Here is a 14,245-nt window from a genome sequence, read left to right on the forward strand (position 1 = left end):
TTAGCAGAATGAAGTTCGCATCGCCAGTTCCGTCATAACCAGCATGGCCTGATAGGCTTCCAGAATATTTTTGGCCTGGAAGGAAACGATGGGAGCCCCCTGTTCAATGCTGGTGCCGGGCATCAAATGGGCCCATTCCGCTTGTCCGTAATTGGCAAATTCGATCGTCAGCATCGGGTTTTCCGGCGGGACAAGCGGTTTGACCCGATCCCTTGAGGCAATGGCAAGCTTTGCCTTTTCTCTCAACAGCTGACCGCTTTTTTCAGGTGTAAGACAGAGCGCAGAGGTACGGGATATATATTTTTTTACAACGGCTGTCGTCACGCCCGGAATCAATTCTTCGGCTTCCTTCGCCGTCTCGTCGTCTCCCGCCACAAGCAGGACCGGCACGCCGTAATAACCGGCGACAAAGGCATTAAATCCAAGCTCCCCCACAGCCGTATCGTTTATGTACATATTCCGCACGCCAAAAATCATCGTATGGCTGAGAACGCCTTTTTGCGCCGCTCTCGTATGATAGCCCAGAAACGCAGCTCCGGAAAAACTTTCATCCAGCCCCTGCACCATCGAGAAAGGTTTGACGTCTCCGGAAATCAGCTGGGTTTCCGGATGAAGCTCTTCAATAATCAGGTTGTTCATCTTGGAATGGCTGTCGTTGACCACGACTTCCTTGCATCCTTCCCAAAAAGCCGTTTCAATGACATGATTGGCTTCGGCCGTCATAATTCGCTGGCCCCGGGTATAGTTGTATTTGCTGGAGTCGACAAAGGTTGAATCGACCAATCCTGTAATGCCTTCCATGTCAACCGAAATATAAAGTTTCATGCTGAAGCCCTCCAAAATGATAGTTTTAAAGCCTTAAAATCTACAATAAAAACAAAAAACAGCAAACGACAACCGTCAGCCATGAGGCTTCACGGATAATCATTTGCCGGATTTTATTTACGCGTATGTTTCCATACTGATAAACAAAGCAGCTTATAAGCTCTATCCCGTCCACGAGGGGCTCGATTCGCCTCCCTCGCGGTTGTTCAAAATTGTTTTATATTTTTTTTGAGCGTCTTTGAAGGCAACAATAATCGCTTTTTGCGACGATCCGTAGTACCTTCGTTTAATTTCCCCGACCACATCATCAAACGAGAGCATGTTCTGTCCAACAAAGATCGAGCGGACAAACTGGGACGTTAGCGGTATCGTTGACGCGCAGCCCGCATCCACAATTTTATGATTGGTTGTATCCACGACCAGACCAATAAAAAATGCTTTGTATTGCTGTGTAATGGGGTTGTTGACGGAGGTCTGCGCATCTCCAATGACATAAATCGTGTCTCTGTCATAAAGCACGGCTGCTCTCCCCTTTAAGCGAATCCTTCTGCATCTATACGATCGACAAGGAGGGATGAGAGAAGGGAAACTTCTAACGACCTGCTGTCGGGTAGGATGCATTTTATGTAATTTATTCTAACAACAAACTTACACATTTGTAAACCATAAAGTTACAAAATAACACTTTGTCACTCTTGCAAATATACCTTTGGAGAAAAAAGGAGCTGGCATATAAGTCAGAAACGACCTTGCTTTCGGCACATCAACCCACACGTCAGCCCTGCTGACATGGGTTCCTGCTGATTAACCTTAGTGAGTACATGGCAGGATCATATAACGAAGTCATCAAGGGTTCCCATATAATTACCATCTACTTTGCGGGTGGTGTCAGCTTCTCGCGCTGAGCCCCTTGCGCTTCCTTTGCGTGTGCCGCCGCGAAACCTCCCCTTGAAGAAATGCCCGCATGCCTTCTCGGCGTGAGCCCATGGCATCTTTTCCCGCCAATTGAATGTCCTTCTGTAATTCTAAAAATAACAAAAGCAGCAGCTCAGCCCGCTTTTTGCTGAACCACTGCTTTTCAAGCAGCTTCCCTTTTGCATTGGCGTTTCATAAAGTTAATCCTCTTTAGAACACCTTCTTCATATCCTTGTTATCCTTCAGAATCTCCACCGCCTCGCGGAACCGCAGCGAATGGACAATCTCCCGCTCGCGCAGGAATTTCAGGCTGTCCTGCAGATCCACATCGTCCGTCATATCAATCAGCCACTGGTATGTAGCGCGCGCCTTTTCCTCCGCAGCGATGTCCTCATACAGGTCGGCAATCGGATCGCCTTTCGCCTGAATATAGGCTGCCGTCCAAGGGACCCCGCCAGCATTTTCGTAAAACAACGCTCTGTCATGACTGACATAATGAGCATCCAGCCCTGCCGCCTTCAGCTGCTCCACGGTGGCGTCCTTGGTCAGCTTGTAAACCATGGTGGCAATCATTTCGAGATGGGCGAATTCTTCGGTCCCTATATCGTTAAGCAGACCGATGACTTTTTCCGGGATCGTGTACCTCTGGTTGAGGTAGCGCAATGCAGCGGCCAGTTCGCCGTCGGCGCCGCCATATTGCTCAAGCAGCAATTTGGCCATGTGGGGATCGCATTTGCTTACCCTGACCGGATATTGCAGCTTTTTCTCATAGATCCACATTCGGATTATCCCTCCTAAAAGTTTTGTGAAGCATAGGCTTCTTGATTATACATCGCAACAAAACTTGCATCGGAAGCATAAGCTTCCTGAATAACACCGCAACAAAACTCACTTCGGAAGCGTAGACTTAGTTTTGTGACGCATAGGCATCCGTTCCGAAAGTCAAGAAGGCAGGCGCTAGACCTGCCACGGCCAAGGGGCCTTTGACCATTCCCACGGATAACGGCTGTACGCATGGCCGAAATGCTGGAGAGGCCCGTATTTTTCCTGAAAATGATTGGCTACCTGGGTACGCTGCTGCGTCATCACGTTGTACTGCTGAAGGGCCTGAAGGTCGTCAGGGTGCGTATCCAAATACAAATTGAGCTCCACAAGCGCAAAATCAAGCGCCTGCAGCTTCTCAAGCAGCTCGTAATATTCCGGTTCACATGGTTTTTGGGAATCCATCTTCTCACCTTCCCTTTCCCCATCTGGATTCGTACGGACTGAACAGGGCCGGCCACAAAGTGCCTTTCATCAGCGCTTCATGCGGACTGAATTGCGGAAGATTGGGGGGCTGAAAAGGGATATAGAGCTGTGGCGGCGTTGAATACGTTTTGCATGTAATCGGGGGACAAGGATCATACGGTCCGACAAAAGGGTAATACTCTTGCTCCTGCGGATATGCCAATATCTAAACCTCCTTTGGCAGTATTGCACATTCAGACTTCCCGTAAAAACAAGCCCGAATCGCAGATCACCTATCTTTAACATATGACTTCCGCCCAGAAAATGAACTGTTCTCACGGAAATCGCAAATTTTTTCCCAAGTAAGTGCTTGTTCATCCATGTACGCATGAAGCGTTGACAACCCCCAACGCCAACTAGCAAAATAGCCCCGAAACGGGGCTTTCACTTCGAGGCGAATGGAAGCGAATCCATGAACCAAGATTAACTTAAAGGGTCTGCAAAAAGTCAAAAAAAACGGACAGCAAAGGCAGATGCTGGCTGACGCCTCTCCCTTACTGTCCGGGTATTTCAGCCATTCCGGCTTAATCCGGATGGCTTTCTTCAAGTTCCTGTACAGGCTCAATACGCTGGATTTTCACGCGTTTGATCCGTAGTCTTGCCGCTTCCGCCACTTCAAACACAACATTGTCCATCTGAATTTTTCTGCCTTTCACCGGCGCGCCTTCCAGCTCCTTGAACAACCAGCCGCCGATGGAGTCCACTTCATCGTCTTCGATGACAACGCCGGTCAAATCATTAACCTCTTCAATAAGAAGGCGGCCATCAACGGAATAGACGCCTTCTCCAAGACGCTCCACTTCAGGACGTTCGTTCTCAAATTCATCATACAGGTCGCCGACAATCTCCTCAATAATCGCTTCCGCAGTCAATAATCCCGCAGTTCCTCCATATTCATCAACGATCAGCGTCATCTGGGAGTGCCGCTTCTGCATCAAACGCAGCACATGGCTGATTTCCATGGACTCCGGCACATTCAGAATCGGGCGAACGATATCTTCCAGCCTTCTGCCGCGATCCGGATCAGGGAGCAGCAGGTCGGCGATATGTACAAAGCCGATAATTTGGTCCTTATCCTCGCGGGCCACGGGATACCTGGAATGCTTGGTCTCTTCAATAATTTTCATATTTTCTTCCCAAGACAGGTTCGTGTAGAGACAGTGCATATCCGTCCGGGGCAGCATAATTTCCCGTGCCAGCAAATCCGAGAAATCGAATATATTGTCCACAAGCTTCATTTCGTCCTTGTCAAAAATGCCGCTTTTGGCGCTCTGGTTCATCAAAATCCGGATCTCCTCTTCGGAATGGGCCACGTCCATCTCGGTCGCAGGCTTTACGCCCATCAAACGAAGTATTCCGTTAGCCGCTGTATTCAGCAGCCAAATGACAGGCATAAACAGCTTGTAGAAATACAACAGCGGAGCGGACAGCCAAAGGCTCGTCGCTTCGGTCTTCTGAATAGCCAGCGATTTCGGGGCCAACTCGCCAAGCACGATATGCAGGAAAGTAATGACAAAGAAGCCGACCGCAACCGATACCGTTTTGATGACCGTATTGTCGGTTATCCCCGCTTGATGCATAATCGGTTCAATCAGCAGTTCGGAAATAGCGGGCTCGCCCACCCAGCCAAGACCGAGTGAAGCGAGGGTTATCCCGAGCTGTGTGGCGGACAGATAGGAATCCAGCCGTTTACTGACTTTCAGGGCAAAGCCCGCTCTCCGGTTTCCTTCACTCACCAGTTGCGTCAGCCTGGTCTGGCGCATCTTGACCAGCGAGAACTCGGCGGCGACAAATAGGCCGTTCATTAAAACCAGAATAAAGACCAAAAGCAAATTCCAAATCAATTTGCCTATTTCAAATTCCGTGTGACCTTCCAACAATAACGCCTCATTTCTATAATGTAATCGCTTGGCGTGATTTAAAATCCGTATCTTTGTAATACATATCTGCAACGAGCAGATTAGGACCGCAGCAGTTGGCCAGATCGCAGTGGCAGTTCACCGTCTGGGAAAGCGGATGCTCGTTCAGCCAACGCTCAAAGATATCGTCAAGCTTCTGCTCTGCAATGTTGCCAAAGGACGGGATAGCCGCAAAGTCCGTTACAAACACATCGCCCGTAAACATATTGACGTTAACGCGATTTCGTCCATCAGGATCATTGCGAACTGTTACATTCTTCTCTTTACGAAGGCGTCCGAGAAGCTCAAGGTCCCGTGAGTTCTGACTGCAAGCGAAGAAAGGCAGCGTCCCGAACAGCATCCAGATTTCCGGATCTCTCGCATCCAATAGATTTAGAATAGCGGCGTGCATGTCATCCAGGGACAGCATCGGGAGTCCTTCAGCAAAATCGGCCGCATACATCGGGTGCACCTCATGGCGACGGCAGCCCATCTCCAAAATCAGGCGATGAATTTCAGGCAATTTCTGATGCGTTCGGTAGTTGATCATCGACTCGGCGGAAATGAACATGCCGTCCCGGCTCAGTCTCATTGCATTCTCCAGCATTGCATCATACATTTTGGACGCCGTTTCCAGACTGACCGGATGGCCGCTTCTTGCAAAGCATACCTCATGAAAGTCATGAACATTCGTATAATTGAATGAAATATGCATGACGTCAAGGTAGGGCAGCAGCTTCTCGTACCGTCCGTAATCGAGCGTGAGATTGGAATTGATCTGCGAGCGAATCCCCCGCTCCTTGGCATATTTCAGAAGTGGAATAATCTTCTCTTCAACAGTCTTTAACCGGAAGGACGGCTCCCCTCCCGTAATGCTAATGGTTTCCAGATGTTCGACTTCCTCAAGCCGCTTTAACATCAGGCTCAGCGGAATCTGTTCCAGTTCCTTCACCACGAGGCTGTCGCCAACCGCGCAATGTTCGCAGCGCATATTGCACAGGTTTGTTACCGTCATCTCCACGCTGGTCAGCCGGTGTCTGCCATACTTGCGCAGTGAACGGATCGGATCCCACGGATCATTGGCAGGCGAAACAGCCTGATTCCTGCTTTGCGAAATGCTTCCTGTACTCATTGTTTACTCACCTTATCCTATTTATTAACCTGATTCGCAGCCATGCAAAAGCTAACGGCCGCAAATTTTTGTTATGCCTGTTATCATACCATGAAATGCCTGGCAATGCCTGTATTCCACGCAGGCTGCTATGTAAATAGACCCGTCCGATTAACGAACGGGTCGGAGATAATGTATTATACTTGCTCCGCAATCGGAGAAGCCGGTTCCCCTTCAATACTTGTAACGACCACGGTCAATTTTTTCGACAAATCAATCTCGTAGGGCTCCTTAAGACACTCTTGTTCAGGTCCCTGCAGTACTCTAACCACCGGACGCTGTGGAGAAAAATAAGGAATTCGGGATACGACGCCGACTTCGCCTGTATTTAAAGTAACGGTCATGCCAATCGGATAAATGGCGACATGATCACGGAATACTTCCAGCTTCTTTTTGTCATACAGCGTGCCGCAGCCTGCATAGAGGACCTCGAGCGCCTGGTGCGGCATGTATGCCGAACGATAGACCCGGTGGGTAGTCATGGCATCATAGGAATCCGCGATGCTGATCCATTGCGCATAATCATGAATATCCGATCCTACCAGCCCCCGGGGATAGCCGCTTCCGTCAATCCGTTCATGATGCTGAAAAGCGCAGTGAGCAGCTAGCAGAGGAATGCCGGGTTCGTCCTTGAGCATATTGTATCCGATCTCGGCATGCTTCTTCATCTCGTCAAACTCTTTGTCGCTCAGGCCATCCGGCTTAAGCAAAATCGACGGGGCTATCCTTGTCTTGCCGATATCATGAAGAATCGCGCCAAGCCCCAGCGCCATCATCTCATTTTGATTATATCCAAACGCTTTTCCAAGCATAAGAGTATAGATACAGACATTCAGGGAATGACGGAACAAGGTACGGTCAGCTCTGTTGATGTTCGCCAGCATAATCAAAACATCTTCCCGGCTGCTTAACTCGTCCATAATGGTTTCAACCACATTCAGAAAGGCTTTCCCCAGGTAAGGGTAGACCAGCCCTTTAATCGAAGAGTTTGAGATCTTCTGGAAATTCGAACGGATTTCCTTCATCGCCATTCGCCCGGTTTCTTCCGAAATTGGCTCGGGGATGATAATATCATCTGTTCTTGGATCCGAGATGTACACAAAATCGATTCCAAGCGAAGATAAACGCCTGATCAGGGAAGCGGTTAGTTCCACTTCTTCACCCAAAAGAACGAGGCCATCATCATTATAGATTTTTTTGGCCAGCTTCATTCCTGGCTGCAGAGATTTCACTGGTAGTAATCGCAAGTATTCCACTCCGTATCTATAATTCGTTTATGTTAATGGAATTATACTCTTAGTCCTCCTGCTGTTGCAGCCATCGTTTTAGTTCATAATAAAAATCCAGAAAATAGCGGCAAGCACAAAGCGGTAGTATGCGAAGTGTCTCAATTGAACCTTCTGGATCAGCTTAAGGAAAGCAATGACCACCAAATAGGCAACGATAAACGAAACGATAAACCCGATGGCAAAGGTCAGCAGCATATCCGAGCTCAGTTCCTTGTAAGAATCCAGCAGCTCATACCCCGAGACGGCAACCATAATCGGCACGGCGATCAAAAAGGAGAAGTCGGCGGAAGCTTTATAGCTTGTCCCGCTGATCATGCCGCCGGCGATCGTTGAACCGGATCGTGAGAATCCGGGCCACAATACCGAAATGCATTGGAACAGGCCGATCATCAGTGCTTGCTGATAGCTGATTTCATCGATCTCGCGTGCGGTGACGCGGGCTTTCTTTTTGTTATACCATTCGGCAAACAGCATGAACAGGCCTCCGACAACGAGCGCCCATAAAACGGTTGATGCGCTGAACAAGCTTTTGATATGATCCTTGAATATATATCCTACCGCCAGAGCAGGCACAATCCCGAGCAAAATATGTATCAGGTTCAGCCTGGAAGAAGGTCTATCGGCTGCAGATACTGGGCGAGCCTTTTGCAGACCAAGCAAATTCAGAATGCGATACCTGTAGACCCAGGCAATCGCCAGAATGGCACCAAGCTGAATGACAATTTCAAAAGTTTTCATTTCAGGCGATTGGTCATCGAAACCAAGCAGTCTGGCCGTCAAAATCATATGGCCTGTAGACGAGACAGGAATAAATTCGGTCAATCCTTCCACAATTCCCAGAATAATGGCAACAATAATACTCATGACTTCCTCCCGGTTCATAAAATAACTTGATTGTTATCGGCAGCATAAGCTCCGTTTTGAAATGGCCCTGACTAACCCTGAAACCTAAGTCATGTGCCTCTTCCATCTCGGAAGCCAGCTCGATTCCACCGCGCCTGCCGTCTGCAGCTCCATCCGAAGCAGATCCCTTAGAAATTCAGGCAGCAAGAACGTTTTCTCGGTTCCCAGCGCAAGTCCTTTATAACCGATTCCGAATGTGAACATATCCAGTGTCCCTACATCATAATCGATTTCCGGTTCAATCGGAACCCCTTGAATGCTGGCCTGAATAATCCGGTGATAAGGCTCACGCTGCGGATCATACACAATCTCCATTCCATCGGTACAAAGAGGGCCGAGCACCTTGCCCCGAAAGCCGAACCCAGTAATCGGCTTCTGCGTCATTTCCGGAAGGAGCGATTCTTCCAGGCTCTGCAAAATATACTTTCCTTTAAGCTTCATCCGGCACGGATTGATCGGCGAAGGACATAATTCGTGCAGCATTCCTTCGCTGATCTCGCCTTCCGGAAGATCGCCGAGAAGCTGGCCCGCATTCACCAGGGAAATCCGGCTGCCCGTAAATCTTCGAACCGACTGGGCCAGCAAATTGGCAAATGCCGATTCTTCCGCATAGTCAACCGGAAGCATCTGCTTCGTAAAGGCAACCGTCCTCTTCAGACGCTGCATCGCCTGCTGACGGTGAATGGCAATGGCTCGGGAGACTTCCTCATCCTTACCCTCTATATTAACATCCGAAACGGAGAGAGTCTCCCCGGATTGCAAGGCAGCCTTGCCATCTGCGGAACGGATGATCCGGATCCGGCCCAAATAATGGCCGAACTTCTCGGCAGCGGCAAGCCAGGAGCCTTGAGCCCGGAGGGGCTGCTCAAGCAGATGATGGGTATGCCCTCCAAGAATGAGATCAATCCCCGGCACCTTCTCAGCTAATTGTTTGTCAAGCGGAAGCCCAAGATGAGACATGACGATGATCAGATCTACCTTGTCCCTAAGCTGCTTAACCTCCGAGGCAATCGCTTCGAGCGGATCAACCGCATCCCAGCCCAAAATACGATAAAATTCCGAAAAAGCTGCTGTCGCCCCGATAAGTCCGATCGTAAATCCGGCCTTCTCCAGAATGACATGCCCTTTCATCCAGGAAGGGCGAGTCCCCTTCCTGCTCTCCAGAATGTTGCAGCACACAACCGGGCATGTTAGCCCCGCATACGCCTGCTCCAGCATTTCAGGAGTAAACGTGAGGCCTTCGTTGTTGCCGATGGTTACCGCATCATAACCGGTCAAATTGAGAATATCCACGTTAGCCTGTCCCAGCGAGCCTTCAGTCTCAACAGCAGCCCGGTCCATATGGTCGCCGATATCAAGCAGAAGCAAATCGTCCTTCGAATCAGAACGTTCCGACTTGATCATCCCGGAGATCCGGGCCATTGCACCGAAGTGGCTGTGAAGATCGTTGGTGTGAAGTATCGTCAGCGTACTTAACTCTGTTTCCTGCTGCATCCCGCTTTCGCGCCCCTTTCGGTGTCTTTTGCCGCAAGCATTGTCCTTCTCTTATGATATATTATATTTATAATAAAAGCATTCCGAGGAGAAAAGAAAATGAAACTGAGAATTCGTCTTTTTGCAGGTCTTGCCGAGTCCCTCAAATCCTCTTCCGTTGATCTGGACACTGAAGGCAGCAGCCTTACGGCAGCTGATTTGAAAGCACTGTTGACCGAACGTTATCCCGAGGCCTCCGGCCAGATTGCGCAGTCCTTCGTTGCAGTAAATCAGGAATATGCGCCTGATGACACCCCTATCCAGCCTGGCGATGAGGTGGCGCTGATTCCGCCTGTCTCCGGCGGAGAGCACTCACTGGCGGAAGATGTTACCACGGAGGAGGGCTTGTTTGCCATAACATCCATGCCGCTTGATGTAGAAGAGATCGAGTCTAAAGTAATCCATCCGAACCACGGAGCTTCACTCGTATTTGTAGGAACTACCCGCGAGATGACGGGGGCCAAACGCACCATTCATTTGGAATATGAGGCTTATACGCCGATGGCTCTAAAAACGCTGCAGCAAATAGGAGAAGAGATCGAGAAGAAATGGCCCGGAACGATAACCGCTATCAGCCACCGTATTGGAAAGGTAAATATCGCGGAGGCCAGCGTCGTGATTGCCGTATCCGCTCCTCACAGGGACGCATGCTATGAAGCAAGCCGCTACGCCATTGAACGTCTAAAACTAATCGTCCCGATTTGGAAAAAAGAGATTTGGGAGGATGGTTCCGAATGGAAGGGGCCTCAATCCCACACGTGGGACCCTACTGTTACAAAAAACTGATTCTGTCGAATGATGAAAGTAATTGTCAAATCCATATATTGCCTGTTATGATGGTGTTAATAAAAATTTCAGGTAGAAGGTGGATGGTCCTTTGCGAACTCACGTCATGGAACTTCGGCCGGGCGATTGTGTGACGGAAGATATTTTTAACAGCTTTGGTGTGTATGTGCTTCAGAAAGGCGCCAAATTGACAAACGAAGCCATAGTCAAGCTGGTTCAGCATGGCATAGATTATGTAGATATCGAGCTTCGTTCCGAGGCATCTCCTTCCAGCGGGAATCCTCTATCTTCCTCACTGCAGAAACTTAAGCCGAAAGTAGAAGAAGCTGTTGATGTTTTTGAAACGCTCTTTTTGGAGTCTTTGGCAAACGGTAAATTCAGCGAAGCTTACATAGATGAAACGCTAAAACCGCTGATGGGGGATCTTATGGCGCAAAAAGACGTCGTTTCCCTTCTGATGATGTTTACCCATAAAGATGAATACACTTACAATCATTCGCTGCAGGTCGGCTTGCTTAGCTACTACATGGCCGTCTGGTTAGGTTATGACAAGAACGAGGCGTATGAGATCGGAAAAGCGGGTTATCTGCACGATATCGGAAAATGCATGATCCCTCCTCATATTCTGGACAAGCCTGACAAACTGACAGACGAGGAATTTGAACTTGTAAAAAAACACTCGCAGTACGGCTATGAGCTTATTCTCAATTCAACCGGTGATAAGGCCTGCGCATTGGTGGCCCAGCAGCACCATGAGCGCGATGACGGAAGCGGCTATCCACTTGGTCTTACGAAAGAAGAGATTCATCCTTACGCTCGAATTACGGCCGTAGCCGATACATACAGCGCGATGACCTCGATACGCGCCTACCAGAGCAAGAAAGAACAGCTGAAGGTGCTTCAGGAGCTGTACAGACTCAGCTTCGGCAAGCTTGACGGTGAAGCGGTGCAGGCGTTAATCCGGCATCTGGTGCCGAACTTTATCGGCAAGAAAGTGCTGCTGACCACCGGCGAAACCGGTCAGATCGTCATGACCAACCATTCCGACTTTTTCCGTCCGCTTGTGAAGACCGAAACCCGCTTCGCAGACTTGTCCAAAGAACGCGAAACGGAAATTCAGGAAGTTTATATTTGAAGTAAGGTTTGGAAGTAAGCGATAATGAAATGGCAGGCAGGCCGGAAGGCCTGCTTTTTTGGTATGCAGAACAAGGGAGGAGCCGTCGTGCGGCGACTTCCCCCTTCCTTTTTCAAAATTAATGAAATGTGAAATCGGCTCTTGTTTTGGAATAAAGTTCCATTTTCGTGCTATAATTTGTTGCCAAAGGAGGTTGTTATGAAAAAAATCTTCCCCTATTCAGCACTTATGCTGGTACTGATCATGACTTCATGTACCAATGGTAATTCTCAGGATCAAACAGCTAGTCTCCCTGCTACATCACAGGATCAAATCAATGCTTACAACAATCTTAAGGCAGAAAATGAGCAGTTAAAGAAAGAAAATACAGCTTTACAATCTGATTTGCGAGAAACTTTAAATCTATCCCTAAAAATATTTTCTGCAATGAGCACCAAAAACTATAAGTATCTCGAAACCGCAGCTTCTGGCAATGTAACTATTGATCGCGCAAATGATAGTATTGTATTTCAATATGGCGGCAAAGAAACAACTACTCATTTTATTGACGATATAAATCTTGAAAATCTGGAATATAGAGCAATGATTTTGACAGGAGAGAATACTTTAGAAATTGCATTTGCTCAAATCGCGAGCGAATCTTCATCCGAAATATACATGCTCTTTATCAAGGATGAGGTTTGGAAGTTTAATGGTTTTGTTACTAACTAACCTTTACAAGATAAAACGGCAGGTTCCCCCGCCGTCTTCACGGGCCGATCCATGTATGGGCGCAAAAGCTGAAGCAGCAAGGGGTAATGAATTTTGTATCTACTATCTTGGACAGATGTCCAAGGATTGTTAGAAGTATACGTCCTTGTGCTTCTTCAACAAACCAAGGTTGTACAAAATTTGGAGCCCAACGAGCTCGGCCTTCCCTTTGTCGGCAGACGTCGTAATCGCTCCCGCTGCCTTTGCAGCGGCTAGCGCATCTGCTGACCACGCAGGAATTTCCTGATTGCCCGAGACGTTCACGATTTTTTCCAGTATAGAAATCCGGTTATCCTGAGCTTTCAGCGTTTGTTCCAGCTTGTTTAGCTGCTCTTGCAGCACTTTCAGTTGCTCCATTTCGCTCTCCTCTTCTTGCGTCTGTTCCTGCTCCTGCTGGTCATGGCCCATCGATTGATTCAGCTCGTCCAATGTTCCGTTAAATTCATTGAGATCCACCTTTCCATCAATGCCGTTGATCGTGCCGGAATCGCTGTACTGCCAAAAGTCCCATCTGGTCCAGGCGGTTGTGTCCTTTGGCGGCTGGTTATTATAACGGGCGACCCACAATTTGTATTTGCCAAAGGTAGCGTTAAAATTGACAGCAAACGCGTTTCCGGTATAAAGGATGGGAGCACGTCCCGTAAGCTTTTCCAGTTCGGTGAGAAAGGCTTCCGCAACGGTGCAAATCTGGGGAGCCGTTAAGCCGCCGGGATTAATCTCATAGTCCAGCACCGGGGGCAGATCGAAGAACCCAATTCCGCCCGCCGCTTTGATCGTACCTGCAAAATGGTCTGCTTCCCGCCTTGCCGCTTCGGCAGTTGTCGCATTCAGAAAATGATAGGCGCCAATAAGCAAGCCCGCTTCCTTTGCGCCTTTCACATTGACAATATATCGGCTATCTTGATAGCTTTGACCCTCACTCGCTTTTATAAACACAAACGTGCAGCCGCTTGCCGCAACCTTGCCCCAATCGATGCTGCCGTTGTGATGCGAAACATCGATTCCCTTTGCGTTACGGGAGTTTCTTGGCTGCATCCCGATCCGTCCCTTTCTCATTCAGTTGCTCCAGAAAACCTTTTATTTTGTCGGGCATCGGTACGCCCAATGTTCCCAAATTTTCTACGACCGATAGCCCTTCTCGGCCAATATAAAAGTAAATGGCCAGCGCTCTGAAAATGAACGAACCGGGACTAACCCAGCCATCAATAAGCACAGCCAAAGCGACAACGAACAATACTGTGATTTTTCGGATCCCACCCCAGAACATAATGTCTGAGTTGACTGTTTTGGTCTTGATCGCCCCAAGTACCCCAGTAATGTAGTCGGCCACCATCAGCCAAAGCAGGATTTGCATCGGCTTGTCCCATCCGCCAAGCACCGAAGTTAGCAGACCGATAATCGCAAAAATGCCGCCTGTAGCGGCCTCTTTATGCGTTTCACCAGCCACTGCGGTTAGGATCATAGTGCTGAAGGCTTTGATATGATCGATCATCATAATCCCCCTTTTTTGTAAAAGAATAGCCCCCGGTGTCCCGGGGGCATAAAAATAGCGCTCCGCATTAAGCCGGAACGCCGGTTAAGCTACTGTGCCGTTTACGACATCAGTTACGACGGTTTTGAGATTATACAGGTTTGGCACTTGATCAAGCGTGTAAGTTCCGCCAAGAACCAGGCCGACCCAAATCTTTACCAGTCCACTGTCCTTTGTATAGATCATGGTCATATCCTTATCACCTCCTTCCATTGGCCCATC

16 protein-coding genes are annotated in these 14,245 nt (G+C 48.6%); 3 read left to right on the top strand and 13 right to left on the bottom strand.

The genetic code is table 11. The features are described from left to right. From K7397_RS13405 to K7397_RS13450, 10 genes are all read right to left on the bottom strand, one after another. Positions 1 to 825 carry a M55 family metallopeptidase gene (locus tag K7397_RS13405; protein ID WP_223068457.1) on the bottom strand — a complete coding sequence of 275 codons (825 nt, stop codon included), beginning with the start codon at positions 823 to 825 and terminating at the stop codon, positions 1 to 3. Between the two features lie 162 nt (positions 826 to 987). Then, positions 988 to 1,344: a DUF3870 domain-containing protein gene (locus K7397_RS13410; protein WP_337926732.1), complete on the bottom strand. Its 357-nt coding sequence runs from the start codon at positions 1,342 to 1,344 to the stop codon at positions 988 to 990. A gap of 606 nt (positions 1,345 to 1,950) precedes the next feature. After that, entirely contained in the window at positions 1,951 to 2,520 is a 570-nt protein-coding gene (locus K7397_RS13415; protein ID WP_223068459.1) for a manganese catalase family protein, read from the bottom strand. A 177-nt stretch (positions 2,521 to 2,697) separates the two neighbouring features. Then, positions 2,698 to 2,967 carry a spore coat protein CotJB gene (locus K7397_RS13420; protein ID WP_223068460.1) on the bottom strand — a complete coding sequence of 90 codons (270 nt, stop codon included), beginning with the start codon at positions 2,965 to 2,967 and terminating at the stop codon, positions 2,698 to 2,700. Between the two features lie 4 nt (positions 2,968 to 2,971). Then, complete coding sequence (locus tag K7397_RS13425) at positions 2,972 to 3,190, bottom strand: spore coat associated protein CotJA (RefSeq protein ID WP_223068461.1); 219 nt, start codon at positions 3,188 to 3,190, stop codon at positions 2,972 to 2,974. Positions 3,191 to 3,551: 361 nt separating this feature from the next. Next, positions 3,552 to 4,904, bottom strand: a complete 1,353-nt coding sequence (locus K7397_RS13430; protein ID WP_223068462.1) for a hemolysin family protein — start codon at positions 4,902 to 4,904, stop codon at positions 3,552 to 3,554. A 16-nt stretch (positions 4,905 to 4,920) separates the two neighbouring features. Beyond that, a complete protein-coding gene (yfkAB, locus tag K7397_RS13435) occupies positions 4,921 to 6,057 on the bottom strand; it encodes a radical SAM/CxCxxxxC motif protein YfkAB (RefSeq protein ID WP_223068463.1) in 1,137 nt (378 codons plus the stop codon). Between the two features lie 176 nt (positions 6,058 to 6,233). Next, on the bottom strand, positions 6,234 to 7,352 hold the full coding sequence (locus tag K7397_RS13440) for an HD-GYP domain-containing protein (protein WP_337926733.1): 1,119 nt from the start codon (positions 7,350 to 7,352) through the stop codon (positions 6,234 to 6,236). Between the two features lie 69 nt (positions 7,353 to 7,421). Further along, positions 7,422 to 8,249 carry an undecaprenyl-diphosphate phosphatase gene (locus K7397_RS13445; RefSeq protein ID WP_223068465.1) on the bottom strand — a complete coding sequence of 276 codons (828 nt, stop codon included), beginning with the start codon at positions 8,247 to 8,249 and terminating at the stop codon, positions 7,422 to 7,424. Positions 8,250 to 8,333: 84 nt separating this feature from the next. Continuing rightward, the gene (locus K7397_RS13450; RefSeq protein WP_223068466.1) at positions 8,334 to 9,782 is read right to left on the bottom strand and encodes a bifunctional metallophosphatase/5'-nucleotidase; all 1,449 of its coding nucleotides are present in this window, start codon (positions 9,780 to 9,782) and stop codon (positions 8,334 to 8,336) included. A 99-nt stretch (positions 9,783 to 9,881) separates the two neighbouring features. Between K7397_RS13450 and moaD the strand changes: the two genes are divergently transcribed. From moaD to K7397_RS13465, 3 genes are all read left to right on the top strand, one after another. Further along, positions 9,882 to 10,607: a molybdopterin converting factor subunit 1 gene (moaD, locus tag K7397_RS13455; RefSeq protein ID WP_223068467.1), complete on the top strand. Its 726-nt coding sequence runs from the start codon at positions 9,882 to 9,884 to the stop codon at positions 10,605 to 10,607. Between the two features lie 91 nt (positions 10,608 to 10,698). Next, positions 10,699 to 11,742, top strand: coding sequence for an HD-GYP domain-containing protein (locus K7397_RS13460; RefSeq protein ID WP_223068468.1), 1,044 nt, complete (start codon positions 10,699 to 10,701; stop codon positions 11,740 to 11,742). Between the two features lie 198 nt (positions 11,743 to 11,940). Then, a complete protein-coding gene (locus tag K7397_RS13465) occupies positions 11,941 to 12,453 on the top strand; it encodes a hypothetical protein (RefSeq protein ID WP_223068469.1) in 513 nt (170 codons plus the stop codon). Positions 12,454 to 12,582: 129 nt separating this feature from the next. On the opposite strand, the gene K7397_RS13470 is transcribed toward K7397_RS13465, so the two are convergent. The 3 genes from K7397_RS13470 to K7397_RS13480 form a co-directional block, all read right to left on the bottom strand. Beyond that, positions 12,583 to 13,548 (bottom strand): glycoside hydrolase family 25 protein, encoded by a 966-nt coding sequence (locus K7397_RS13470; protein WP_223068470.1) that lies wholly within the window; start codon positions 13,546 to 13,548, stop codon positions 12,583 to 12,585. Then, complete coding sequence (locus K7397_RS13475; RefSeq protein WP_237690910.1) at positions 13,505 to 13,987, bottom strand: phage holin family protein; 483 nt, start codon at positions 13,985 to 13,987, stop codon at positions 13,505 to 13,507. The genes K7397_RS13470 and K7397_RS13475 overlap by 44 nt, the downstream gene beginning before the upstream one ends. Before the next feature lie 81 nt (positions 13,988 to 14,068). Then, positions 14,069 to 14,215 carry a hypothetical protein gene (locus K7397_RS13480; RefSeq protein WP_223068517.1) on the bottom strand — a complete coding sequence of 49 codons (147 nt, stop codon included), beginning with the start codon at positions 14,213 to 14,215 and terminating at the stop codon, positions 14,069 to 14,071. Positions 14,216 to 14,245: the final 30 nt, after the last annotated feature.

This window comes from Paenibacillus caui, assembly GCF_019904135.1.
Classification (GTDB): Bacteria; Bacillota; Bacilli; order Paenibacillales; family Paenibacillaceae; genus Fontibacillus; species Fontibacillus caui.